This window comes from Mycobacterium nebraskense (genome assembly GCF_002102255.1).
Lineage (GTDB): Bacteria > Actinomycetota > Actinomycetes > Mycobacteriales > Mycobacteriaceae > Mycobacterium > Mycobacterium nebraskense.
The window spans coordinates 33212-58237 of record NZ_LQPH01000177.1; the positions used below are offsets into that span (position 1 = coordinate 33212).

The 25026-nt window shown below is 70.2% G+C and carries 14 protein-coding genes; 7 read left to right on the plus strand and 7 right to left on the minus strand.

Annotated elements, in window-relative coordinates:
• Nucleotides 1-1128: a PPE family protein gene (locus AWC17_RS29280; RefSeq protein ID WP_046184921.1), complete on the plus strand. Its 1128-nt coding sequence runs from the start codon at nt 1-3 to the stop codon at nt 1126-1128.
• Here AWC17_RS29280 and AWC17_RS29285 read toward each other — a convergent pair.
• Nucleotides 1117-3489 carry a heavy metal translocating P-type ATPase gene (locus tag AWC17_RS29285; protein WP_085165605.1) on the minus strand — a complete coding sequence of 791 codons (2373 nt, stop codon included), beginning with the start codon at nt 3487-3489 and terminating at the stop codon, nt 1117-1119. The genes AWC17_RS29280 and AWC17_RS29285 overlap by 12 nt on opposite strands.
• A gap of 108 nt (nt 3490-3597) precedes the next feature.
• On the opposite strand from AWC17_RS29285, the gene AWC17_RS29290 reads away from it, so the two are divergent.
• Nucleotides 3598-4002 carry a CBS domain-containing protein gene (locus AWC17_RS29290; protein WP_046187361.1) on the plus strand — a complete coding sequence of 135 codons (405 nt, stop codon included), beginning with the start codon at nt 3598-3600 and terminating at the stop codon, nt 4000-4002.
• On the plus strand, nt 3999-5537 hold the full coding sequence (locus AWC17_RS29295; protein ID WP_085165607.1) for an FMN-binding glutamate synthase family protein: 1539 nt from the start codon (nt 3999-4001) through the stop codon (nt 5535-5537). Before AWC17_RS29290 ends, AWC17_RS29295 begins: the two co-directional genes overlap by 4 nt.
• Here AWC17_RS29295 and AWC17_RS29300 read toward each other — a convergent pair.
• From AWC17_RS29300 to AWC17_RS29310, 3 genes are all read right to left on the minus strand, one after another.
• Entirely contained in the window at nt 5506-8205 is a 2700-nt protein-coding gene (locus AWC17_RS29300; RefSeq protein ID WP_082123194.1) for a cation-translocating P-type ATPase, read from the minus strand. The genes AWC17_RS29295 and AWC17_RS29300 overlap by 32 nt on opposite strands.
• Before the next feature lie 39 nt (nt 8206-8244).
• Entirely contained in the window at nt 8245-8862 is a 618-nt protein-coding gene (locus tag AWC17_RS29305) for a DUF5994 family protein (RefSeq protein WP_046186550.1), read from the minus strand.
• Between the two features lie 145 nt (nt 8863-9007).
• Nucleotides 9008-13285, minus strand: a complete 4278-nt coding sequence (locus tag AWC17_RS29310) for a cation-translocating P-type ATPase (RefSeq protein ID WP_244193543.1) — start codon at nt 13283-13285, stop codon at nt 9008-9010.
• Nucleotides 13286-13568: 283 nt separating this feature from the next.
• Between AWC17_RS29310 and phoU the strand changes: the two genes are divergently transcribed.
• Genes phoU through mgtA form a run of 3 tightly spaced genes read left to right on the plus strand, consistent with a single transcriptional unit; the run spans nt 13569 to nt 17896 of the window.
• Nucleotides 13569-14234, plus strand: coding sequence for a phosphate signaling complex protein PhoU (gene phoU, locus AWC17_RS29315; RefSeq protein ID WP_046186101.1), 666 nt, complete (start codon nt 13569-13571; stop codon nt 14232-14234).
• Between the two features lie 36 nt (nt 14235-14270).
• Nucleotides 14271-15269, plus strand: a complete 999-nt coding sequence (locus AWC17_RS29320) for a magnesium transporter CorA family protein (RefSeq protein WP_046186100.1) — start codon at nt 14271-14273, stop codon at nt 15267-15269.
• Nucleotides 15266-17896 carry a magnesium-translocating P-type ATPase gene (mgtA, locus tag AWC17_RS29325; protein WP_046186099.1) on the plus strand — a complete coding sequence of 877 codons (2631 nt, stop codon included), beginning with the start codon at nt 15266-15268 and terminating at the stop codon, nt 17894-17896. Before AWC17_RS29320 ends, mgtA begins: the two co-directional genes overlap by 4 nt.
• 298 nt (nt 17897-18194) lie before the next feature.
• On the opposite strand, the gene AWC17_RS29335 is transcribed toward mgtA, so the two are convergent.
• The gene (locus AWC17_RS29335; RefSeq protein WP_085165611.1) at nt 18195-18545 is read right to left on the minus strand and encodes a DUF732 domain-containing protein; all 351 of its coding nucleotides are present in this window, start codon (nt 18543-18545) and stop codon (nt 18195-18197) included.
• Nucleotides 18546-18706: 161 nt separating this feature from the next.
• On the opposite strand from AWC17_RS29335, the gene AWC17_RS29340 reads away from it, so the two are divergent.
• Nucleotides 18707-19636 (plus strand): extracellular catalytic domain type 1 short-chain-length polyhydroxyalkanoate depolymerase, encoded by a 930-nt coding sequence (locus tag AWC17_RS29340; protein WP_046186096.1) that lies wholly within the window; start codon nt 18707-18709, stop codon nt 19634-19636.
• A gap of 5 nt (nt 19637-19641) precedes the next feature.
• On the opposite strand, the gene nei2 is transcribed toward AWC17_RS29340, so the two are convergent.
• The gene (gene nei2, locus AWC17_RS29345; RefSeq protein WP_085165613.1) at nt 19642-20397 is read right to left on the minus strand and encodes an endonuclease VIII Nei2; all 756 of its coding nucleotides are present in this window, start codon (nt 20395-20397) and stop codon (nt 19642-19644) included.
• A gap of 13 nt (nt 20398-20410) precedes the next feature.
• Nucleotides 20411-25009, minus strand: a complete 4599-nt coding sequence (locus AWC17_RS29350) for an ATP-dependent helicase (RefSeq protein WP_085165614.1) — start codon at nt 25007-25009, stop codon at nt 20411-20413.
• Nucleotides 25010-25026 lie beyond the last annotated feature (17 nt).

A 25026-nucleotide genomic window follows, 5' to 3' on the forward strand; every position in this document is an offset into this window, starting at 1 on the left:
ATCGATTTTGGGCTGCTGCCGCCCGAGATCACTTCGGCGCTGATCCACTCTGGACCCGGTGCCTGGTCAATGATCGACGCCGCCGGCGCCTGGCAGGAGCTGAGCGCCGAATTGGAGGAAGCCGCAAGCAGCTATGCCGCGGAGCTGGCGTCGCTGGCCGGGACCTGGACCGGTCCCTCGTCGACGGCGATGGCCCAGGCGTTCGAGCCCTACCTCGCCTGGCTGCGCACCACCGCCGCGCAATGCCAGGAAGTCGCCGTATCGGTTGAAACCGTCACGGCCGCATTCGAATTGACGCACTGGACGGTGGTGCATCCCTCCGTGGTCGCCGCCAACCGGGCGCGGTTGGCGCTGTTGCTGGCCACCAACTTCTTCGGGATCAACGCTCCGGCCATCGCCGAAACCGAAGCCGAATACAACGCCATGTGGGTGAACAACTCCACGGCGATGTATCGCTACGGCGCCACCTCACTGAACGCCGTCAAGCTGTCTCAATTCGCCTCACCCCCACCGGTTGCCAACCCGACGGGCATAGCCACCCAGGCCACGATGGTGCCCGCTGCCGCCGGCACCACCCGTACCGTGGCCGCTCTCTCGTTGGCGGCGCAGACCACTTCCTTCGACCCCAACAAGGGCTGGTTCGGTTTCGCCAGCACGTGGAGCAGTCAAGTCATCGCCGCCAGCGGATTTCCCTTCAACCTGCTCAGCTACACCGCGCAACTCCATGCGGCCCACGCACTTCACGGTGTTGGCGCCGACATCGGCCTGGGCATGTCGGAGGGTTCGGCGGCGTTGGCGTCGGCCGAGGCAAGCTTCGCGAACGCACTCGGCGCCGGGACGCTGGCGCCTCGGGGGGCGATGGGTGTTTCCGTGTTGGTGGGCAAGCTGAGCATGCCGCCCGCGGTGGTGGGGATGCTGCCGGGCTCGCAGCCGCCGGTGCAGCTCGCCTCGGCGGTGTCCGCCCTTCCGCCGGGGGCGTCGCAGCCGCCGGCGATTCCGATGGCACCGGTGCGGCCGCCGCTGGGCGGCAAGGGAAGTCGTGGGGGCGACGGGCGCGACTACAACGACATCGAATACGGCGCGGAGCTTCCCGGCACGGTCATGAAACGACCGCCGTCAGCGGGATAGCTTGTGCGCCAAGGCCTGGCGGCCATCCGGCTTTGGCGGGCCGGGTTCGTCCCCGGCCAGGGTGAAGTAGCTTTCCTCCTCCTGCAGGAAATGCAGGCGTAGCAGGGCATGCAGCCCGTAGAGGCACGCGAGCAGGTCGTCGACCTGATCGGGGCCGATCGCTGCGCTGCTTTGGGCCAAGGCCAGGTGGGCGCCGATCCGGTCGCAGAGTCGTTGGATTTCCGCGTGGGTGCGGCTCATCGGGGCGGTCGCTTCGCTGGTGCCCAGCGGGTGGGCCAGGGCGGGATAGAGCTGCGTCTCCTCGGCGCGCTCGTGCGGGATGATCCGCTCGGTGAGCACGGCGTGGGCGCGGCCGATCGCCGCCAGGGCCGGCTGATCGGCCGCGGCGGCCAACCGGTCGGCGGCGTCGCGCAACAGATCCACGCCGTCGCGCAGTTCGTCGTGTTCTGCGTCGAAGCGCCGCAACAGCTGTTCGGTCGGCGCGGGGAGGTCGACCTCGATGTCCGGATTGCCGCGCAGGGCGCGCAGGGCGTTCAGGATCACGGTGACGTCGATGCCCTCCTGCACCAGCGCGCCCACGGCCGGTGGGAGCCACCCGATGGCGGCGACGGCCATCGCGGCCAGCGACAGGGCCATGCCCACGACCGCGCTCTGCACGGCGATGCGCCGCGACCAGCGGGCGATGTCCATCGCATCGGCGAGCCGCTCCAGTCGATCGGTGGTCAACACGATGCTGGCGGCCTCCGAGGACGCGGTGGAACCGCGGGCGCCCATGGCCACGCCGACGCTGGCCGCGGCCAACGCGGGTGCGTCGTTGACCCCGTCGCCGACCATCACGGTCACCGCGCGGTCCTTCTCGGCGCGCACGGCGGCCACCTTGTCGGCCGGGCTCTGTTCCGCGTACACCTCGTCCAAACCCAGCACGGCCCCGACCTCGCGGGCGGGCTCGGAACGGTCTCCGGTCAGCATGACCAACCGGTTCAGCCCGGCCTCCCGTAACCGGCGCAGGGTGCGCGGCGCGTGGCGACGCAGCGGGTCGCGCAGCAACACCGCGCCCGCCGGCCGCCCGTCGACGCAGACCCACGCGACCGCGGCGCCGTCGAGCAGGGCGCGATTCACCACCGCGCGTGCCCATTCCGTGTGCACGGTGTCGTGCGAGAGTTTGCCGACGTGAACCCGACGGCCGTCGAGGGTGGCGGCGACGCCGCGGCCGGGTTCCTCGATGACCTCGGTGGGTAGCGACAGCCGCAGACCGCGGGCCCGCGCCGCGGTGACGATCGCTTCGGCCAGCACATGCGGAGACAGCTGATCCACCGAAGCCGCCAGCCGGAGGATCTCGATCGCGTCGCGGCCGGGCGCGGCCGCGACGTCGATGACGACGGGCTGCCCCATGGTCAGGGTGCCGGTCTTGTCCATCACCAAAGTCGTTGCGTGGCCGAGGTTTTCCAAAGCACCGCCGCCGCGGACCACCACACCGCGACGCGACGCCCGCGACAGCCCGGACACGATCGCGACGGGTGCCGCAAGCAACAGCGGGCACGGGGTCGCCACCACCAGCACCGCCACCGCCCGCACCGGTGACCCGCTGACCAGCCATGCCGCACCGGCCACCAACAGGGTCAACGGCAAGAACCACGCCGCGTACCGGTCGGCCAGCCGCACGACCGGGGCGTTCTCCGCTCCGGCCTCCGCGGCCAGTTGCACGATCTGCGCGTACGTGCTGTCGGCCGCGGTGGCGGTGGCGTCTATCTCGAATGCGCTGCCCGCGTTGACCACGCCGCTGCGCACGCTTTCGCCCACGCCGCGTTCCACCTGCAGCGGTTCGCCGGTCAGGACCGACTCATCCAGCACGGCGACCACCCCGGTGATGCGCCCGTCCACGGGCACCACCTCACCCGGGCCGACCACCAATCGATCGTCGACCGCCACCTCATCCAGCGCGATCGTGTTCACCGCTGAACCGACACGGCGGCGGGCGAATCGCGGCGCGTGTTCGAGCAGCGCCCGCAGATCGTGGGAGGCGCGGCGCGCGGCCGCCGCCTCCAGCGCCCGGCCACCGGCCAGCATCACCGCGATCAACGCGCCCGCGAGATACTCGCCCACCAGCAGCGTGCCGACCAGCGAGAACACCGCGATCACATCGACCCCGAATCGGCCCCGGCGCAACGCGGCCAGCACCCACACCACCGCGGGGATCACCGCCACCACGGTGCCCGCAATCCAGCAGCCGTCGGCAACCGTGGTCACGCCGGCCAGCCAGGCGATCCCGCCGGCCGCCAACGCGACGACGGTCACCGCGACAAGGACCGGCTCGACCCACTGAGCGGGCCGCGCCCACCGCTCGCGTGCCGCAGCAGCCATGCCTGCCAGCCTGGCGCGACGCTCCGGCGATGGCTAGGGCCGGATGGACGCGGATTGAGGACTCAGGTCACTAGCAAGGCCCGTCACCTTCTGGCGAGCATGGTGGACGTGACTGACATATCTCCGCCGGGGTCCCTCCCGATCTGCGCCATCGCCGGCGACCCCGTGGCCCGCGTCCCCGCTGACGCCACCATCGCCGACGCCGCCAGGGCCATGGTGACCTGCGACGTGGGGGCCGTTGTGATCGGCGACGACCCGCGGCCCGCCGCGCTGGTCAGCGAGCGCGACATCGTGCGGGCGGTAGCCGCCGGACGAAATCTCGCCACCGCCAAGGTCTCCGACCTGGCCAGCACCAAGCTGGTGTGGTGTGACGCCGAAGCCTCGGTCGACCAGGTCGCCGCCCGGATGATGGACCGCTACATCCGCCACGTGCTGGTGGAGCGCGACGGCGCGCTGGTCGGCATCGTCTCGGCCCGCGACCTGCTGGGCGTCTACACGGATTTCGATTCTTGAAATCGCGGGCGGTGGCCACGTTGGTCGGCGCGAGCCTGGCCGGCCTGACGGGGTGGGACCTGCTGCAGCGCCGTCACACCATCCTGCGCAACTACCCGATCATCGGGCACCTGCGGTTCCTGCTGGAAGCGGTGGGCCCGGAGCTGCGTCAGTACATCGTCACCGACAACGACGCGGAACGGCCGTTCAGCCGCGACCAGCGTCGCTGGGTGTACACGTCGTCGAAGTTGGCCGACCGGTACTTCGGCTTCGGCACCGACAACGACCTGGAACGGGTGCACAACTATCCCATCATCAAGCACGCGGCGTTTCCCGTTGCGGCGCCGGTCGGCGAACCCGAGCATCCCGATCCGGCCGTGCCGTTGCCGGCGGCGAAGGTGCTCGGCGGCGCGCGCGGCCGCGCCAGGGCCTTCCGGCCGTCGTCGGTGGTCAACATCTCCGGGATGAGCTTCGGCGCGCTCGGCGGCGCGGCCATCACCGCCCTCAACAAGGGCGCGAGGATGGCCGGCGCCCTGCACACCACCGGGGAGGGCGGGGTGTCGCCGTACCACCTCAATGGCGGCGACCTGGTCTGGCAGATCGGCACCGGCTACTTCGGTTGCCGCGACGAGGACGGCCGCTTCAGCCTTCCCCGGCTGATCGACCGGGTGGCCGCCACGCCGGCGATCCGCGCCATCGAGATCAAGCTCAGCCAGGGCGCCAAGCCCGGCCTGGGCGGCGTGCTGCCGGGCGCCAAGGTCACCCCCGAAATCGCCGCCATCCGCGGCGTGCCGGCCGGGGTGGACTGCAAGAGTCCCGCCGGCCATTCCGCGTTCCGTGACGTCGACGGGCTGCTGCAGCTGGTGGAGACCGTCGCCGCCGAGACGGGTCTGCCGGTGGGCATCAAGTCGGCAGTCGGGGAAGAACGGTTCTGGTGTGACCTGGCCGCGCGCATGGCCCGCACCGGTACCGGCGTCGACTTCGTGACCGTCGACGGCGGCGAGGGCGGCACCGGCGCGGCCCCGCTGGTCTTCAGCGACCACGTCGCCCTGCCCTTCAAGTGGGCGCTCCCGCGGGTCTACCGGGCCTTCGCCGAGCACGGGTTGCACCACGACGTGGTGTTCATCGGGTCCGGCAAGCTGGGCATCCCGGAGAACGCGCTGCTGGCGTTGGCCACCGGCTGCGACATGATCAACGTCGGCCGGACCGCGATGTTCTCCATCGGCTGTATCCAGGCCCAGCGCTGCCACACCGGCCGCTGCCCCTCGGGCGTCGCCACCCAGTCGCCGTGGCTGCAGCACGGCCTCGACCCGGACCTGAAGTCGGTGCGCTGCGCCAACTATCTAGCCACCTTGCGCTTCGAACTGCTCCAGCTGGCGCGCACGTGTGGCTACGTCCACCCGGCGTTGGTGCCGCTGGAAGCCATCGAACTTCTCGACATCGACATGAAGACGGTGCAAGTCAACGAGTTGTTGGGCTACCAGCCCGACTGGGGCCTGCCCGGCCCGGCCGACATCGCAGCGATCACGGCCGTGATGGCCAGCGGCGCAAGATGAGTTTGCGGATCTCGCTCACCCACAGGACCGTGCTGGCCACGGCAATGCAGACCAGCCACTGGCTCAGGGACAGCGGCGTGGTGGTGAAAGCCGTGTTGAGGACGGGCAGCTGAACAACGGCCACCTGCAGCAGCGCCGATAACCCGATCGCCGCCCACAACCACCGGTTGGCGAAGAACCGGTGGAAGGCGGTCCGGGTCTCCGAGCGGGCGTTGATGGTGTTGATCAGCTGGGCGATCACCAGCACGGTGAAGCCCGCAGTCCGGGCGGTGTCCAAAGACGACGGCAGGGGGCCGCCGGGTGCGTAGAGGTGGATCGTGAGGAGCGTGGCGGCCGCCACGGCCGCGCCGATCACGATGATGTTGTTCCACATCCGCCCATCGATGACCCGGTCCGACACCGAGCGCGGCGGCCGGTCCATGACGTCCTCGGTGTGTGGGTCTACGCCCAGCGCCAGGGCCGGGGCACCGTCGGTCAGCAGGTTGATCCACAGAATCTGCGTGGCCAGCAGCGGCAGCGCGACGGTATGGCCCTGCGACAAGCCAATCGCCCCGGCCAGCACGACGCCGAAGAAGACGGTGAAGATTTCCCCCATGTTGGAGGAGAGCAGGTAGCGCAGCGTCTTCTTGATGTTCGAGAAGATGCCCCGGCCCTCGCGAATGGCTTGGACGATGGTCGCGAAGTTGTCGTCGGCGAGGATCATGTTCGCCGCTTCCCTGGCGACTTCGGTGCCGGTGTGGCCCATGGCGATGCCGATGTCGGCCGACTTCAGCGCGGGCGCGTCGTTGATCCCCTCCCCGGTCACGGCGACGATCTCGTGGTCGGCCTGCAGCGCGTCGATGATGCGCTGTTTGTCCGCCGGATCGACCTGGGTGTACTGCGAGTGCAGGCGGACCGTTTCCCGCAGCTGCTCGTCATCCAGCGTCGCGAGTTCAGCGCCGGACACGGCCGACTCGCCGTCTTCGATACCCAGCTTCCGGGCGATCCGCGCCGCCACCCGGGGATGGTCGCCGGTGATCATCACGACCCGGACGCCGGCGCGGCGCGCCTCGGCGATCGCCGCCGCCGCCTCCGGTCGGGGTGGATCGGTGATCCCCACCATGCCCAGGTACACCAGGTGCCCGTCGGACCGGCAGGCGACCGCCACGGTGTGCAGGGCGTCGAGCGCCAGACGCTCGGCATCGCTTCGGATCGTGGCCCGGGCCGAGGCGTCGAGCGGAGCAAGCCGATCACCGGCCTGTAGGTGCGTGCAGCGGCCGATCACCTCATCCGGGTCACCCGTCGTCACGTCAGCCGGAGTCGGGCGGGGCCCGTCGCCGAGCTTCCCGCGGGCAACCAGGAAGGCCGCGTCGATCGGGTCGCCGTGGATCGTCCACCGGCCGTCCTGCACGTCGAGGGCGGCATCACAGCCGGCGGCGCCCCCGTCGAGCACCAGGGCGGCCTGGCGCCACAGGTCGTCGCCCTCACCCAGCGGCGCGCCGCCATGCTCGAGACGACCCTCGGGCCGATATCCGGCGCTGGTGACCTTCACCTCGCCCAGGGGGGTGACGACCCGCACGATCGTCATCTCCCCGGTCGTGAGGGTGCCCGTCTTGCCCGAGCACACCACCGACGCCGAGCCCAGGGTCTCGGCGGAAGACAGCTCCTTGACGACGGCGTTCAGACCGGCCATCCGCCGCATTCCCAGAGCCAGTACGACCGACATGATGGCGGGCAAGCCTTCCGGTACCGCCGCCACCGCCAGCGAGACGCCCAGGAGCACCGCCGTCACCGCGTCGTGGGCGCTGTGGATGCCGAAGACCACAAAGATCGTCGCGATCACCACCACCGCGATCACCAGCACGGCGATCCCCAGCAGCCGGCTGGCCCGGGCCACCTCACGCTGCAGCGGTGTCGGCTCATTGTCGACGGTGCGCACCAGGCCGGCGATCTGACCCGTCTGGGTCGACATCCCGGTGGCGGTCACCACCGCCCGCCCGGTGCCCCTGGTGACCGCGGTGCCCTTGAACACCATGTCGGCCCTGTCCCCGAGCGCCGCCGGCTCCGGCAGCGTCCGGGCATCTTTGAGCACGGGTTCGCTCAGGCCCGTCAATGCGGCCTCGGACAGCTCCAGCCCCGCGGACGAGAGCAGCCTGGCATCGGCCGCCACGGCGTCGCCCTCGGCGAGCAGCAGCACGTCGCCTGGCACCAGCTCGCTCGCGGGCACGGTGTGACGCGCCCCATCGCGGATGACCGTCGCCGAGGTGGCGGCCATCCGCGCCAACGCGCCGACCGCGCGCTCCGCGTGCTCCTCCTGCGTGTAACCGAGGAGCGCGTTCAGGACGAGGATGACCGCGATCACCACCGCGTCGACGGGCCAGTCGCCGGCCCCCTCGACGACCCAGACCGCGAGCGAGGCGATCAGCGCGGCGAGCAGCAAGTAGATCAAGGGGCTGCGAAACTGCGCCAGTAGTTTTCGCCAGGTCGGCGCCGGCGGAACGCTCTCGATATCGTTTGCGCCCACCACGACAAGCCGGCGGGCGGCTTCCGCCACGCTCAATCCGAATGTCGGGTCGGTGCGCAGCTTTTCGACGACGGCTGTGGCGTCGAGCAGCGCGGGATCGGGGTCGATCAATGCGGCAGAGGCCGGAGCCGCGAGCTCCGGCCAGTCCCGCGGCCGGATGCCCATCGGGTCGCCACTTCGCGATGCAGACAGCGGTTTAGCGGCCTACGCCGTCAATGATGGTCGCTGATAATCGTGCGGGCGCGATTCCATCATCCGGTTCCGCACGATGTGTTCGACGAGGATCGGCACGAAAGTCTGCACCGGTGCATCGACGAACTGCAGGGCGGCCTCCTCGCTCCAGCGCTTGATCTCAGCGGTCCGTCGCTCGTCGCCAAGGCCCTCATGACGGGCCAGCTTGTCCGCGACGTCGGCCACGGATCGCGCCACCGTGGAGCGACTGGCCGGGGCGGCCTCGGCGTCAGCGGGTATCCCCGCACGCTCGAGCGCCTGCCGCGCGGCGTCTTCGCCGGTGTCCGGCCGGATCACCTGCAGTGTGATGTGACGGCCGTTCTCGCCGATCAGGATGACGCTGGTCGGCTCGTCGCTGGTGAAGCCGAGCAGTTCGACCGTGTGACCGGCGACCTCGATCAGGGCCGGCGTCTCGTCCCAGCCATTGCGGCGGTAGCCCACCACCACGACCCGTCCCATCCGTTCGGACAACGACGCCAACAATTTCGGTAGTTCCTCGACCAGGTTGGTCGACTCCGGCCACCAGGCGCCGTCAATGTGTTCCGATACCGACCGATATGGCTTGAGCCGCAACCGATTGTCGCGCTCCATCTCAACCACCTGCTCGCCTACTTCGATGAGTGCCGTCGTACCGCAAACGGTACGGCCAGCGTGACCGGCCCGCGACCCAGAGGAGTGGACGCAGGGTTTACCAGACGTGAACAACAAGTGATGGCAACAAGTTTCAACCGCACCATCAGCTGCCCAGCATACGTCGCTGGACGCTGTGCGACGCGCGCAGCAGCAGATCGGGTGCGGCCGCCGACAGGCCGCTGGCCGCCGCCGCCGCCAGCAGTCCCTGACCCCAGGCCAACGGGTCCAGCGGCGTGCACCCGAACAGCTGGCTGAGTCCCGGGGTGCTGATCACCACCGCGAGTGCGCCCAGCGAGCCGACCGACGTCAACACCACCAGGGGGGCGCGCGAATCGATCAGAGTCTGGGTGAGTTGCGCACCGACCAACGCGACCAGCGCGACCGTCGCCGCGCGGCGCGGCGGCCCGGTCACGCTGGCCATCGCCCAGCCCGCCGTGGCGCCGACGGTGGTCGCGGCCCCGCGGATCCCGATCGCCCGCCACATCGCCGCCTCGTCGCGGTCGACGTCGGCGGAGCCCGTCTGGGGGCTGACGGCCAATGCGGCGGCCGGCAGCGCGTCGGTCAGCATGTTGACCAGCAGCATCTGGCGGGCATTGAGCACCGAACGCCCGGTCAGGATGGTGGTGATCAGGGCGAAGCACACCTCCCCGAGGTTGCCGCCCAACAGCATCGACACCGCCGATTGCACTCGCCGCCACAGCTGCTCGCCCTCGTCGAGGGCGTCGAGCAGCCCCTCGATCCGTTCATCGAGCAGCACCACGTCGGCCGCCGTGCGGGCCGCATCACTGCCACGTGCCGCCACCCCGATGCCCACGCTGGCCGCCCGGATCGCGGCGGCGTCGTTGACGCCGTCGCCGACCATGGCCGTCACCAGCCCGGCCCGCTCGAGGGTCTGCACCACATCGATCTTGTTTTCCGGCGTCATCCGCGCGAAGACCACCCGCGACGCCGCCGCGGCGGCCCGTCCGTCGGCGGACAGCGCCTCCCAATCGCTGCCGGTGATCACCTGGTCGGCGGCGACCTCCATCCCCAGCTCCTGGGCGATCACCGCCGCGGTCGCCGGGTGATCACCGGTGATCAAACGAACGCCGATGCCGCGCTCGCCAAGTTCCTTCAGCAGGGCGGGGGCCGCCGGCCGCGGGGTGTCGGCCAGCCCGAGCAAGCCGATCGGGGTGAGCCCGGAGGCGCACAGGGCCTCCAGGCGGTCGGGGTCCGCCGCCGCGGCCGCCGCTTCGCTTGCGCTGAGCTGCCGCTCGGCCACCGCCAGTACCCGTAACCCGTTGGCCGCCATCTCGTTGACCTTTTGCGTCAACGGGTGGTCGTCGTTCAGCAACGCCGACGCGAGCACCTCGGGTGAACCCTTGATGGTCAGCCGGGTGCCGACGAGCGCGGCCGCGAACGGGCGGCCGGACTGGAACGGCAGGAACGCGTCGCGGGTCTGTCGGTGCGGCCCGGAGCCGTCGCCGCGAGTGGCGGGATCGGCGGCGGCACGGTGAATCGCATCGTCGGTGGCGTGGTCGACTCGGTGGCTGTGCCTGGCATAGCTGGTGCTCAACGCCGCATCGAGCACCGCGGCGGGGGTGTGGCCCGACATCGGGCGCACCGCCTTGACCTTCAGCCGGTTTTCGCTCAGCGTCCCGGTTTTGTCGAAGCACACCACGTCCAGCCGGGCCAACGCTTCCACCGAGTGGGGGTTGCGGATCAGCACCGATTCGCCGGTGAGCCGGCGCGCGGCGGCCAGCTGGGCCAGAGTCGCCACCAGTGGCAAGCCCTCCGGGATGGCGGCGACGACGAGCGTGACCGCGCTGGACACCGCCTCGCGCAACCCGGTGCCCCGCGCCACGCTGAGCAGTCCCACCAGACCACCGCCGGCCACACTGAACGGCAAGGCCCGGCGGGTGATATGGCGCAACTGCCGCTGCAGACCGATCTCCTGCATCTTCCTCGGAGCCATCGCCAGCGCCCTGCGCATCTCCGACCGCGAACCGACGGCGGTGACCACGGCCACCGCCGTGCCCGCGACCACCGTCGTGCCGGCGTAGAGCATGCAGGTGCGTTCGGCCAGCGGGGCGCCCGGCGTGGGATCGATCTGCTTGGCCACCGGCAGCGATTCGCCGGTCAGGGTCGACTCGTCGACCTCCACATTCGAGGCGTGCAGCAGCCGGGCATCCGCGGGCACCACCTCGTCGGCATGGACTTCGATGATGTCGCCCAGCCGCAGCCGCTTGGTCGGCACCTTCTCGCGGCGGTGCGCGTCCAGCGCACCCACCCGCCGTCTCGCCGGCGGATCCTGCACGGCGAGCAGGCGATTCAGTGTGCGTTCGGCGTGCAGCTGCTGTTCGGCCGACAAGGCGGCGTTGACCAACAGCACGCTGCCCACCAGCACCGCATCCAGCGGCGAGCCAAGCAGCGCGCTCGCCACCGCGCCGGTTGCCAGCAGCGGGGTGATGGGGTCGGCCAGGTCACCGCGCATCTCGTCGGCGAAATCGCGGACGACTGACCACGACGCCACGCTCGCGTTGTGCAGCGCGCGCACCGGTGCCGGCTGCTGCCACCACGCGGCCGTTTCCTCGCGGTCCTCTTCGGTCGGGCGGGGCAGCAGCCGCTGCACGTCGGCCACCGGCAATGCGTGCCAGTCATGGCTGGTTTCGGGCTCCGGCAGCGGATCCCGCAGAGTCTTGACGGCCGCCCGGTAGCCGAACCACAGGCTCGCGGCCATGCCGACATTGACCGATGCCGAACTGCGCCCGGGCACGCCGGGAATCAGCATCAACGCGCCGAGCGCCGAAGCCGACGCCGACAACCGGACCGCATTGTCGGTGGCGGCGCGCGCGGCGGGCAGCGCGTGCAACACGCGCCACGCGCCGGTCAGGTCGTTCGCGATCACATCGGCGGCCCAGGGCGGGGAATGTCCGGGCCGCAGCAGTCCGATCGTCACGTCGGACCGGTGCGCGGTCCGCATGTCCGACGTGGTCAACAGCGCCACGGTGTTCCCGGCGGCCTTCAGTTCCGCGACGGCCGCCACCACCGCGTGGTCGACCGACCCGCCGGGCTCGCCGGCGGGATACAGCTGGTCGAAACCCTGTGCCAGGGAACGTAATCCGTCGTCGTCGAGGGAATAGACGCGCGGCCGCGACCGCCGCGCCTCGGTCAGCACCGCCGCCGCGAACGGATCGCGGACCGGGCTGATCAGCGCCTCGCCGACGCTGCCGGCCCCGGCGATCTCGGCCAGCGGATGCCATCCCGGCTTCAGACCGTCATTGGCGAGTGCGGATCGAACCGCTTCCCACGCGTGGGCGCGCGCCGAATTCTCCACCCCGAGCACACGACTGACCGTCAATTCGTCGGTGTACAGCGCCCGCGGGTCGACCATGATCGCGTCGATCCGGTCGAGCGTCCGCAACACCCTGGGGCGCAGCACCAGCGCGTCGTGGCGGGTGGAAAGGCCGCGGTTCATCGTGCAACCGAACGCTTCCCGCACGGTGCGCAGCGGTTTGGGGACGGCGGCCAGCGCGGCGGCGCCGGCCGCGTCGGGGTTGCGGGTGAGCAGGCCGACCGCGGCGGCGGCGCCGATGCCGGCCATGCCGGCGCGGTTGGCGTAGCGTTCCGCGGGCCCGTCCGGCGGAGCCGGGTTGCCGATGGGTGCCGCGACCGCGTCGTCGGGCACCGGGCGGCCGGCCAACTCGGGTTCGTGCCGCGACCACGCCAGCCGGCCGTTCCACGCCTCGGCCACCAGCATGATGCGGGTGGCCGCCTCGGCGGCCGCCGCCGTCGGCGACAGCGTCAAGGCGGCGGTGGTGGCGTTGACGATGCCGAACAACACATCGGTGCCCTCCGGCCCGAGGCGTCGCTCCAGCTCTCGGCGCAGCCGCGGCAGGTGGTCGGCCACCGTCGGCGGCACCGCCACCAAGTCCGGCAGTCGGGGCAGTCGTAGCAGGCTGCCGGTCAGTGAAAGGCCAAGGCCGACAGAGGCGGCCGTGACCGCGACCATCCGGCCCATCAGCAGCGCGTCGTCGCCCGGCAGGCTGGCCGGGAGGTGCCTGCCCGCGCTCCTCCGGTCGCGTCGTTCGGCGTTGGCGACGATGCGGCAAAGCTCGGCCGCCGAGGGGCCGTCGTCAGCCACGGTCACCACCACCCGCGCCAGGGTGCGGTTGAGGTAGGCCTGCTGCACGCCGGGCAGCGCCCGGACGGCCGCCAGCACGTCGGCGGCGATCACCGTGCCGTGTTCGCTTTCCAGGCCGCGCACCTCGATCCAGCGCCTCGGCCCGTTGCCGCTGACGCGCCTGGCCGGCGGGCCGCCCACCGCCTCGAGCACCGCACCCGCGGCCGCGCGGGTGAGCGCCGGAACGTCCGGCGTGGCGCGCACCAGGGACCTCCCCATGGTCACCGCGACATGGCCGCCCAACAGGGCGGTGCCGGCGGCGATCTCGGTGCCCACCGCGGCGACGCGCAACGGCGCCGTCAGCAAGCCCAGGCCGGGCAGGCCGCGTCGTGTGCTCACCGTGTGCTCCCGGCTCAGGTCGATTGTCCGAGTGTCCTCGGTGTCGCAAGGGTGACAGCGGCAGCTTAACGGGCGGTGACGCGCACGGGAAAAAGTCATTGGGGCCCATTTCGGGTGGCTTTCGTCCCTTGCCAAAAACGCTCACATTGGCCACCGTTGCGCTATGCGATCCGCTTATCACCACCAGCTGGCCGAGCTGACCGTCCAGCTCGGCGAGATGTGCGGCCTGGCCAACGAAGCCATGAGGGGTGCAACCGAGGCCCTGTTATCGGCCGACCTCGACGCCGCCGAACAGGTCATCGATGATCATGAGCGAATGGTGGTGATGCGGGAGCGAGCGGAACGACAAGCGTTCGCCTTGCTGGCGCTGCAACAGCCGGTCGCCGGTGAGTTGCGGGCGATCTTCAGCGCCATCCAGATCATCGCCGACATCGAACGAATGGGCGCATTGGCCGTGCACATCGCCAAGATCGCCCGGCGGGAGCACCCGAATCGAGTACTTCCCGACGAGGTCCGCGCGTGTTTCGCGGACATGGCCAAGGTGGCAATCGCCTTGGGCGACAGCGCAAAACAGGTGTTGATTTCCCACGACCCGGAGGGGGCAGCCCGACTTCGCGAGGAAGACGATGCGATGGACGAGCTCTACCGGCATTTGTTCAAGGTGCTGTTGGATCAGGACTGGACGGACAGCGTTCCCGTTGCCGTGGACGCGGCGCTGCTGGGCCGCTTTTACGAGCGCTTTGCCGACCATGCCGTGGAAGTCGGGCGCCGCGTCATCTTCATGGTCAGCGGCGATCTGCCCGCGCCCGACGAGATATCCACCTACTGAGAGGCGCCGGCTGCGCTGGGCTGAGAAGATTGCGTCGTGCAAGGCACACCGAACGTCCAGGGCCGCGTCTGGCGCCACGGTAAGCCGCAAGACGATTTCACGTTCGATGACATCTCGGAATACCTCCGCGAGCCCGACGCCCTGGTCTGGGTTGATCTGTGCGAGCCGGACCACGACGCGTTGTGCGAACTGGCCGCCGAACTCGGCCTCAACACGTGGGCCGTCGAAGACGCCGTGGCGGCGACCGAACGTGTCAAGGCCACCGCGTACGAGACGCACACCTTCTTCACCGTCTACGCCGTGCACATCGCAACGGAAGCCACCGACGAGCCGCGGCGAATGCTGTCCATGCAGCGGATTTCGGCCTTCGTGCTTCCCCGCGGTTTGATCACGGTGCGCCTGACGCCCGACTTCGACATCGCTGCGGTCGCGGGGCGCTGGGAGGAGATCGGCGCCCAGCAGTACGGGGTGGGCGCTCTGGTGCACGGGTTGCTCGACGTCGTGGTGGACAGTCACTTCGCCGCGGTGGAGGCCTTGGACGACTGTGTCGAAGCCATCGAAGACGACCTGTTCGACGGCAAGCCCGGCCAGGCGAGCTTTCAGCGCAGGACATTTCAGATGCGACGGGACCTGGTGGGCCTGCGGCGGGTAGCGCTCCCGATGCGGGAGGTCGTCAACTCGATTCAGCACCACCGCCACGAGGTCGGCACGGCCCCGGAACTGGACCCGCTGTACGCCGACCTCTATGACCACGTGCTTCGCGTGTCGGAATGGACGGAGTCGTTGCGCGACATGGTCACAACCATTTTCGAGACCAACCTGTCCCTGCAAGACGCCCGGCTCAACACCATCATGAAGAAGCTGACCGGGTGGGCGGCCATCATCGCCGTCCCCACCGCCATCACGGGGTTCTACGGCCAGAACGTGCCCTACCCGGGATTCGGCCACCTCGCCGGATTCCTTGCCAGTACCACCCTGATAGCCGTCCTGATGGTGGTGATCTACGTGATGTTCAAACGTCGGGACTGGCTATGACCGCTGACCTGCTACCGGAACTTGCGGCCCCGAACACGACGCGGGTCGCCGCCGCCCCCGTCGACGAAGTCCTGCGCCGGCTGGACAGCTCGGCCGCCGGGTTGTCCAGCGCGGAGGCCGCGGCCCGGCTGGCACGCTACGGACCCAACGCGGTGCGGACCCATCACGTCAATGTTCTTGCGGTGCTGGGTCGTCAACTGCGCAACGCGGTGCTCATCCTGCTGGCGGGCACCGCCGTCGTCTCGTACTTTCTGGGCGACAGCATGCAGGCGGTCATCATCGGCATCATCCTGGTGGCCAGCATCGGCCTGGGCTTCATCAACGAATACCGCGCCGAGCGCGCCGCCGCCGACCTGCATGCCAGCGTGCACCACAACGCCGTGGTGCGCCGCGACGGGGAGTTCGTAGCGCTCGCCGTCACCGCGCTCGTGCCGGGCGACGTGATTCGGCTGTCGCTCGGGGAGGCCGTTCCGGCCGATGTCCGGCTGATCGACGTCAGCGGTCTGGAATGCAACGAAAGCATCCTGACCGGGGAATCGACCGGATCGGAGAAATCGCCGCAACCGGTGCCTTCCGGGACCGACCTGGCCGACGCGACCGACCTGGCCTTCATGGGCACAATCGTGAGCGCCGGCGAGGGTACCGGGGTGGTGTACGCCACCGGAAAAAACGCCGAATTCGGGCGAATCGCGGCGGGTTTGGACGAACGTCAGCCCGAAACCGGCTTCCAGGTCGGGCTGCGCCGGTTCTCGTACCTGCTGCTGCAAGTCGCCGTCGCGCTGATGGTGATCATCTTGATCAGCAACCTGCTGTTGGCGAAGCCGATCATCGACTCGGTGCTGTTCTCGCTCGCGATCGCGGTCGGAATCACGCCGCAGCTGCTGCCCGCCGTCGTCAGCACGGGCCTGGCGACCGGATCACGGCAGCTGGCCAAAGCGAAGGTGCTCGTGAAGCGGTTGGTGTGCATCGAAGACCTCGGCGACATCGACATCCTCATCACCGACAAGACCGGAACCCTGACGGAAGGCCGGCTCCGTTTGGTGGACACGATCGACCCCGCCGGCGCGCACAGCGACTCGGTCCGCCGCCTGGGGCTGCTGGCCACCGATGTGGACCCGGAAACCGGTGGTGCCAGCGCCAATACGCTCGACGCCGCACTCTGGGAGTCCCCGCAGGCGCACCAATTGGTGACCGGTGCCGAGCGCCGGATTGCGATGCTGCCGTTCGACCACGAACGCCGGGCAACGTCGGCGCTGGTCGACGACGACGGCGATCGGATGCTGGTGGTCAAGGGCGCGCCCGAACAGGTGCTGGCCCAATGCCGAGCCGTCGCGCCGGTGGCGGAGGAGACCCTTGCGGCATTGTTCGCCGCGGGTCGCCGGGTGGTGGCCGTGGCCGCCAAACCGGCGCCGGCGTTGACGACGCTCACCCGTGCGGACGAATGCGAGCTGTCACTCGCGGGATTCCTGGTGTTCGCCGACGAACCTAAATCCGCTGCGCGGCAATCACTGTCGCAACTGGCCGACCTGGGCATCGAGCTGAAGATCGCCACCGGGGACAACCCGCGGGTCGCCGAAAAGGTATGTGGCGAGCTTGGTTTGGCATCCAAGGGCACCATCACCGGCGCAGAGCTCGACCTGTTGGACGATGACGCGTTCACCGACATCGCGCAGAACCACACCATTTTCGCGCGGATCTCTCCCGAGCAGAAGGCCCGGCTGATCACCGCGCTGCGGCGCAGGGGGCGATCGGTTGGCTTCTTGGGCGACGGTGTCAACGACGCGCTGGCCTTGCACGCCGCCGATGTGGGGATCTCGGTCGACAGCGCCACCGACGTGGCCAAGGACGCGGCCGACGTGGTGCTGCTGGAAAAAGACCTCGGGGTGCTGGCAACCGGGGTGGCCGAGGGCCGGCGGATCTTCGCCAACACCATCAAGTACGTGCTGATGGGCACGTCGAGCAATTTCGGGAACATGTTCAGCGCCGCGGCCGCGTCGGCGTTGTTGCCGTTCCTGCCGATGCTGCCCAGCCAGATCCTGCTCAACAACCTGCTCTACGACACCTCGCAGCTGGCGATCCCGACCGACCGGGTCGACGCGGCACAGCTGCAGGCGCCGTCGCATTGGGACGTCGCGTTCATCCGCCGGTTCATGCTGATCTTCGGCCCGATCAGTTCGCTGTTCGACTTCCTGACGTTCGGATTGATGCTCGGCGTGCTGCACGCCGGCGCCATCGAGTTTCGCACCGGGTGGTTCGTGGAATCGCTTGCGACGCAGACGCTCATCATCTTCGTTATTCGCACCCGCATGGTGCCGTTCTTTCGCAGCCGGCCCAGCGCGTTGCTGGCCGTCACCAGTCTCACCGTGGTCGCCGTCGGCGCCGGCCTGACGATTTCCCCGCTGGCCCGCACCCTGGGCTTCACGCCGCTGCCGTGGCAGTTCTTCGCCGTGCTGGGCACCTTCGTCGTCAGTTACCTGGTCTTGGTGGAGCTCGGCAAGCTGCTCTTCTACAGCGAGCCGATACGCGTTAATGGGCAGCCGCATCGCACCCGCGGAAGCGCGTATCGCATCCGCCGACGGGCCGCGCGCTACCACTACATCGAGCGGCGGATGCGGAAGCGGAAGTGAGCTCTAACTATCGACTTGGACGACCGGCAGATCGTAAAGACCCTGCTGGATTCCCCAGTCGAGCTTGTCGGTCAGGGTCGAGCTGCCCGCCGGAGCCGTCTCCTGGCAACTGCAGCTGAGGGTGCTGAACGGGCTTGGGTCGGCGTTGGCCGATGCTGCGGTCCAGCTAGCAGCGCCGAGGGTGAGTGCAACGCCGACCAAAAGTTTAGGAATCATTTGGCCTTCGAGTTCTCGAGATTAATTCAAGGCCAATTTTACGGGCGCACTTGTCACGAGCCTGTCAACTGGCCGTTAACTTTCAGGCCTGGGCACCGTACTTCGGGCAGTACGCCCGGATGCTCACGCCGACGAAGTAGCCCGCGTGGTAGCCGTCGAGGTGGCTGTTGGTCATGACGTCGTTTGCCACCTGTTGTGGCGCCTGGCCGGAATCGAGTTGCTGGCACACCAAGCGACCCGACCGGATGGCGGTCTCGGGCGACTCGTAGTTGATGCCCTTGGCCGTCAGCGCCGTCAGGAAAGCGTCATCGGCGGCGGTGGCGTGGGCCGCCGGGGTCGCTCCCAGCACGCCCAGCAGCCCGGCCGCCGGGACACTGCCGGCAGCCAACAGCAACACCAGCAGGCTGGGGTTGCGTATCTGGGTCCTCGTCATTTCTGATACTCCCGTGACATCGAAGTGCCGTTGCTCGCTGACAGCGGGGGCTGCCCGAATATTCGCACGTTGCGGCGTAGCACGGTGCAGGATCAATGATATTGCGATCATCGCCACACCCAAATTTGCTCCGGCGTCGGCCCCGTCGGTGTATTGACGATATGCCGTTCGTGCGTTGGTTGTCGCTGGCCCTTGTGGCGGTGTGCGTGGCGGTGTGTCTGGTGGGCTGTGGTGTGCGGCATGTGTCGGCGGCCAGCGCTCGGGATACTTCCGGGACTTTCCGTTCCGGCGGCATGGACCGAACTTACCTGTTGCACGTGCCGCCGGGTAGCCCGGTCGGTCTGGTGCTGAGTCTGCACGGCGGCGGCGGTACCGGGAACGGGCAACGGGGGTTGACCGGTTTCGACACCGTCGCCGACGCCCACAACCTGCTGGTGGTCTATCCCGACGGTTACGACAAGAGCTGGGCCGACGGGCGGGGGGCGTCGCCGGCGGATCGCCGCCATGTCGACGACGTCGGCTTTCTGGTGGGGCTGGTGAGCAAACTGCAGAACGACTACGGCATCGCCCCGGGACACGTCTTCGTCACCGGGATGTCGAACGGGGGCTTCATGTCCAACCGGCTGGCATGTGACCGCGCCGATGTGTTCGCCGCGGTCGCACCCGTGGCGGGCACCCTGGGCGTCGGTGTGGCGTGCAATCCGTCGCGGCCGGTGTCGGTCTGGGCGGCCCACGGCACCGCCGACCCGCTGGTGCCGTTCCAGGGCGGGGTCGTCCGGGGTCGCGGCGGGGTCAGCCACTCCATCTCCGCCAACAGCATGGTGAACAAGTGGCGATCGGCCGATGGGTGCCAAGGCGATCCGGCGGTGCAGGCCCTGCCCAACGTCGGGGACGGCACCGTCGTGCACCGCTTCGACTCCACGGCGTGCGCGGCGTCCACCGAGGTGATCTTCTACCAGATCGACAGCGGCGGGCACACCTGGCCGGGCGGCAGGCAGTACCTGCCCAAGGCGATCATCGGGCCCACCACCCGCGCGCTCGACGGGTCGGAGGCCATCGCGGAGTTCTTCCTGGCGCACGCCCGGGACTAGGCGCGTCAGCGCTGGCAGGACGGGCACCAGTACGTGACCCGTTCCCCCGAGCCGTCGTAGTCGATGCTGGTGCCGCAGCGACGGCAACTCTGCCCGGCTCGCCCGTAGACCCAGAGCTGCCGCCCCGTCCGGGTATCGCCGGTGGTACAGCGGTTCCAGCGGGATCGGTTCAGCCACAACATGTCTCGGGCGCGGGAGACCAGCCGATGCGGGTCGGCGACCGCGCTCACCGGCGCGGTGGGCAGGTGTCCGCTGACGAAACAGAGTTCGTTGCAATAGACATTGCCGATCCCGGCCAGCACCCGCTGGTCGAGCAGCGTCTGGGCGAGTGGCCGGTCCGGGTGGGCCGCCAGGTTGGCGGCGGCGAGCGCGGCGTCCCAATCATCGCCCAGCAGATCGGGCCCCAGATGCGCGACGGCGTCCGCGTCGTGGTCGCGCTCCAGGATCTCCAGGACGCCCAGATCCACGCCGACGGCGCGGACGGCGCCGGCTTCCAGGACGATTCGCGCCCGGTGGTCGACACGCACCGGCCGGTCGCCGACCCGCCAGCTGCCGTCCATCTTCAGGTGCGAGTGGATGCTCGCCTGGCCCACCCGGATGAATAGATGCTTGCCCCGGCTGAGCACCTCGTCGACCGCCTGCCCGGTGAGGTCGACGGTTGCGTAACGGGGGACGCGGACTTCGCAGCGCGTCAGGGTGCGCCCGACCAGTTGCTGGCGCAGGATGGCCGCGGTGTGCCAGACGGTGTCACCTTCGGGCATGGTTACCGCAGCCTTACCGGAGCCGAAGCCCGCGCGGTGTGCGGGCGAAGCCCGCTTCCTGCAACGCGTTGCCCACCCGGCCGGGTCCATCCTGCGGCTGCAGCGCCGGCACGCCGTCGATGCGCTCGACCAGAATCGACGCCACCCGCCGGGCAGTGACCAAGTCGGCCAGCGCCGCGGCCGCCGCGTGGTGGGCCGCCGGGTCGTCGGTGAAGGTGAGCAGTGACCGCCCGCCGCGCTCGAGGAACCAGGCCAGGTGGCCGTCCACCAGCACGACGAGCGCGCCGGCCTTGCGGCCCGGCCGCGCCCCGGCCGCGGTGCCCTCTCCGCCGAACGCGGGCCACGGCAGGGCGGCGCCGTAGGGATTGGCCGGGTCGGCGGCGGCCAGCACGACCGCCCGGTATTCGGGTCGCTCCGGGTCAATCCCGTCGCTGTAACTGCGCAGCCGGTCGACGGTCGACGCGACGGCGAACTGTGCGCCGCCCAGCGACTCGACGAAGTAACCGCGCTGGCACCGGCCGGCCTCCTCGAAGGTGCTCAGCACCTTGTAGAGCGTGGCGAACCCGCCGGTGATGCCCTCGGCCGCCACCGCGCCCCTGGTCAGCACGCCGTGGCGGCCCAGCAGCAACTCCGCCTGGTAGTGGGCGCGCACCGTGGAATCGGGCTCGGGGGCCGGCAGGGCCGACCATCGGCCCGCGACGGTGGGGTCGGCGGGGCGGGATTGCGCGTGCGCGACGCTGTATCGGCTCAGGCGCGGCGGCCGGTGGGACCGGTGCGCCGGGGCCGAGCGTTTGCGGTTGCCCACGCCGCCGAGCACGGCGCGCACCGGGGCGAACGTGTCACCGGTGACCCACCCGGCCCAAACCAGTTCCCACAGCGCGGCTTTCAGTTCCGCATCGGGGATCCCGCCCTGGGCCAGCTGACGGAAGAAGTACGCGCCCCCGCCGGCCAGCGTGTCCAGGATCGCGCGGTGGGCGTCGGTGAAGTCGATCTCGGCGGGCCCGGTCAGGGTCAAAGGCGCGGAATCGCTCACGTGCAGCGCGACCCAGCCGTCGCTGGCCGAAATCGACCCGGCGCCCGACCAGGTCACCTCCCCGGTGGCGAGCAGCTCGTCGAGCATGGCGGGGGAGTAGCCCCGGACCCGGGGGCCCAGCACCAGCGGTTCGATCGCCGAGGCCGGCAGTCGGACGCCGGCCAGCTGGTCGATCACCGACATCAGCCCGTCGATACCCGACTGAGGCGACGACATGTGGTGCCACGCCGGCAGGAACCGCCCATAGGCGGCGGTGCTCACCGGCTCGACCTGCGCGCGCAGCGCGGCCAGTGAGCGTCGCCGCAATACGCGCAACACGTCGGCGTCGCACCACTGTTCGCTCCCGGCGGCGCCGGAGGTCGCTGAAACTTCCGCGGCGGCGACGAAGTCGCCGCGCACCAGCCGGCCGTCGGCCGCCAGGCGGCCCAGCACGTCGGCCGTCACCCGCAGCCCCAGCCCGAACCGGGCGGCGGCTTCGGCCGTGGTGAACGGGGTGTGGGTGCGCGCGTAGCGGCCCAGCAGCTCGCCCAGGGGGTCGGCCACCGCCTCGGTGAAGGCGGCCGGCACGCCCGGCGGAACCGGCGCCCCGACCCCGTCGCGCAGCCGGCCGATGTCCTCGATGGCCACCCACCACCTGCGGCCGGCGAACGACACGGTGAGCGCCCGCCGGGCTGCGAGCAGGCCTTCCAGCCAGCCGCCCACCTCGGCGCCGCCGGCCCGGGCGGCGACCTCCTCCTCGGTCATCGGACCCAGCAGCCGCAGCAGGTCCGCGACGCCTTCGGCGTCGCGCGCGGCCCGGTCCTCCGCGAGGTGCTGCAACTGGCGGCCGGTCGCGGCGATGACGTCGGGGTCGAGCAGCTCGCGCAGCTCGACGCGGCCGAGCAGCTCGGCCAGCAGCGTGCTGTCCAGCGACAGCGCCGCGGCCCGGCGCTCGGCCAGCGGGGTGTCGCCCTCGTACATGAACGCGCCGACGTAGCCGAACAGCAGGGACGCCGCGAAGGGGGACGGCCGCGCCGTCTCCGCTTCGAGCACCCGCACCTTGCGCTGGGCGATTCCGGCCATCAGCGCGACCAGGGCGGGGACGTCATAGACGTCCTGCAGGCATTCGCGGATGGTCTCCAGCACCACCGGGAAGTCGGGGTATTTGCGGGCCACGTCCAGCAATTGGGCGGCCCGCTGGCGCTGGTGCCACAGCGGCGACCGGCGGCCGGGGTGGCGGCGGGGCAGCAGCAGCGCGCGGGCCGCGCACTCCCGGAACCGCGACGCGAACAGCGCCGAACCGCCCACCTCGGCGGTGACGATGGGATCGATCTCGTCGGCGTCGAAGACGAACAACTCGGCGCCGGGAGGGGTGTCGGTGCCGGCGTCGGACGCGAAATCGGAAAAAGTGTCGGGCAATCGCACCACAATGCCGTCGTCGGAGGCGGTCGGCTTCTCGTCGAGGCCGTAGCGTTCGCGCAGCCGCCGGCCTACCGCCAGCGCGAGCGGCCCGTTCACCCGCAGCCCGTACGGCGAGTGCAGGATCACCCGCCAGTCGCCCAGTTCGTCGCGGAACCGCTCGACCAGCAGGGTGGTGTCGGTGGGAACCACCCCGGCGGCGGTGCGCTGCTCGTCCAGCAGCGCCCACATGTTGTCGGTCGCGTAGGCGTCGAAGCCCAGGCCCGCGCACCGCGTGTTGAAGGCGTCGCGGTCCAGCCCGGCCAGCTCTCCGGTGAACGCGCCGAGTGCGGCGCCCAGCTCGGCCGGGCGGCCGGCGTCGTCGCCGCGCCAGAACGGAAGCCGGGCCGGCTGGCCGGGCGCGGGAATCACCAGCACCCGGTCGTGGGTGATCTCGGTGATTCGCCAGCTGGTGGCGCCCAGCGAGATCACGTCACCGGGTCGGGACTCGTACACCATCTCTTCGTCCAGTTCGCCCACCCGCGACGGCTTTTCCGCCTCGCTGGCGAGGTAGACGGTGAACATGCCGCGGTCGGGGATGGCGCCGCCGGAGGTGACGGCCAGCCGCTGCGCGCCGGGTCGCGCGGTCAGCGTGCCGGCGTCGCGGTCGTAGACCAGGCGGGGGCGCAGCTCGGCGAACTCGGTGGACGGGTACTTGCCCGAGAGCAGGTCGAGGGTGGCCTCATACACGCTGCGGGGCAGCGTCGCGAAGGGGGCGCTGCGGCGCACCGTGTCGAACCACCGGTCGGCGTCCAGCGGCTCCAGCGCGGCGGCCGCCACCGTCTGTTGCGCCAGGATGTCCAGCGGGTTGGCGGGCACCCGCATCGTTTCGATCTCGCCGGCCAGCATCCGCTGCACGGTCACCGCGCAGCCGATCAGGTCCGTGCGGTGCTTGGGGAACAGCACCCCCTGGGAGACCTCGCCGACCTGATGGCCGGCCCGCCCGATGCGTTGCAGGCCACTGGCCACCGAGGGCGGCGCCTCCACCTGGATCACCAGGTCGACCGCGCCCATGTCGATGCCCAGTTCCAGGCTCGACGTCGCCACCACCGCCTTGAGCAGCCCGCGCTTGAGGTCCTCTTCGACCTGGGCGCGCTGTTCCTTGCTCACCGAACCGTGGTGGGCGCGCGCCAGTATCGGGTCGGCGCCGTAGGTCTGGCCGCTGCCCATGATGTGTGCGGGCGCCCCGCCCGCCACCTTCGGGTTGGTCTCGCTCGACAGGCCCACCCCGCAGCGTTCGGCGTGAATCTCGTTGAGCCGCGAGGTGAGCCGCTCGGCCAGCCGCCGCGAATTGGCGAACACGATGGTCGAATTGTGCGCTTCGATCAGGTCGACCAGCCGCGCCTCGACGTCGGGCCAGATGCTGTTGTTGGCCAAGTTGGCCATGTCGGGCACCGGCACCTGCACCGTCAGCTCGACGGTCTTGGCCGCCCGGGGCGCCACGATGGTCGTCGGCTGCTGACCGGACAGGAACCGGGCGAGCTCTTCGGGCGGACGCACCGTCGCCGACAACCCGATGCGCTGAGCGGGCGGCCCCTCTCGTGAATCGTCGAGCCGCTCCAGCGACAGCGCCAGGTGCGCGCCGCGCTTGCCGGCGGCGATGGCGTGGATCTCGTCGACGATCACCGTGTGCACGCCGGTCAGGGTTTCGCGCGCGGCCGAGGTCAACATCAGAAACAGCGACTCCGGCGTGGTGATCAGCACGTCGGGTGGCCGCGCGATGAGCTGGCGGCGCTCGGCGGGCGGGGTGTCGCCGGAGCGGACGCCGACGCTGATGTCGGGCGGCGGCAGGCCGTGGCGCTCGGCGATGCGGGTGAGGCCGGCCAGCGGGGTGCGCAGGTTGCGCTCGACGTCGACCGCCAGCGCCTTGAGCGGGGACACATAGAGCACGCGGGTGCCGGCCGGCTTTTCGGCGGCGCCTGCGAGGCTGGCGAGGTCGGCGAGGTTGGCGAGAGAGTCCAGGGCCCACAGGAACGCCGCGAGCGTCTTGCCGGATCCGGTCGGCGCGATCACCAGCGTGTTGTCACCGTCGGCGATGGCGTCCCAGGCTTCGGCCTGCGCGGTGGTGGGGCCGGCGAACGTGCTGGTGAACCATTCGCGCGTGATCGCGCTGAACCGGCCTAACGGGTCACGGGTGGTCACCTAACCCATGGTGCCAA

Excerpts from the sequence above, each read along its gene's own strand:
- AWC17_RS29285 (WP_085165605.1), bottom strand. The coding sequence starts at position 3,489 with ATGGCTGCTGCGGCACGCGAGCGGTGGGCGCGGCCCGCTCAGTGGGTC.
- AWC17_RS29300 (WP_082123194.1), bottom strand. The coding sequence starts at position 8,205 with ATGGGCATCCGGCCGCGGGACTGGCCGGAGCTCGCGGCTCCGGCCTCT.
- AWC17_RS29305 (WP_046186550.1), bottom strand. The coding sequence starts at position 8,862 with ATGGAGCGCGACAATCGGTTGCGGCTCAAGCCATATCGGTCGGTATCG.
- AWC17_RS29310 (WP_244193543.1), bottom strand. The coding sequence starts at position 13,285 with ATGGGGAGGTCCCTGGTGCGCGCCACGCCGGACGTTCCGGCGCTCACC.
- phoU (WP_046186101.1), top strand. The coding sequence starts at position 13,569 with ATGCGATCCGCTTATCACCACCAGCTGGCCGAGCTGACCGTCCAGCTC.
- mgtA (WP_046186099.1), top strand. The coding sequence starts at position 15,266 with ATGACCGCTGACCTGCTACCGGAACTTGCGGCCCCGAACACGACGCGG.
- AWC17_RS29335 (WP_085165611.1), bottom strand. The coding sequence starts at position 18,545 with ATGACGAGGACCCAGATACGCAACCCCAGCCTGCTGGTGTTGCTGTTG.
- AWC17_RS29340 (WP_046186096.1), top strand. The coding sequence starts at position 18,707 with ATGCCGTTCGTGCGTTGGTTGTCGCTGGCCCTTGTGGCGGTGTGCGTG.
- nei2 (WP_085165613.1), bottom strand. The coding sequence starts at position 20,397 with ATGCCCGAAGGTGACACCGTCTGGCACACCGCGGCCATCCTGCGCCAG.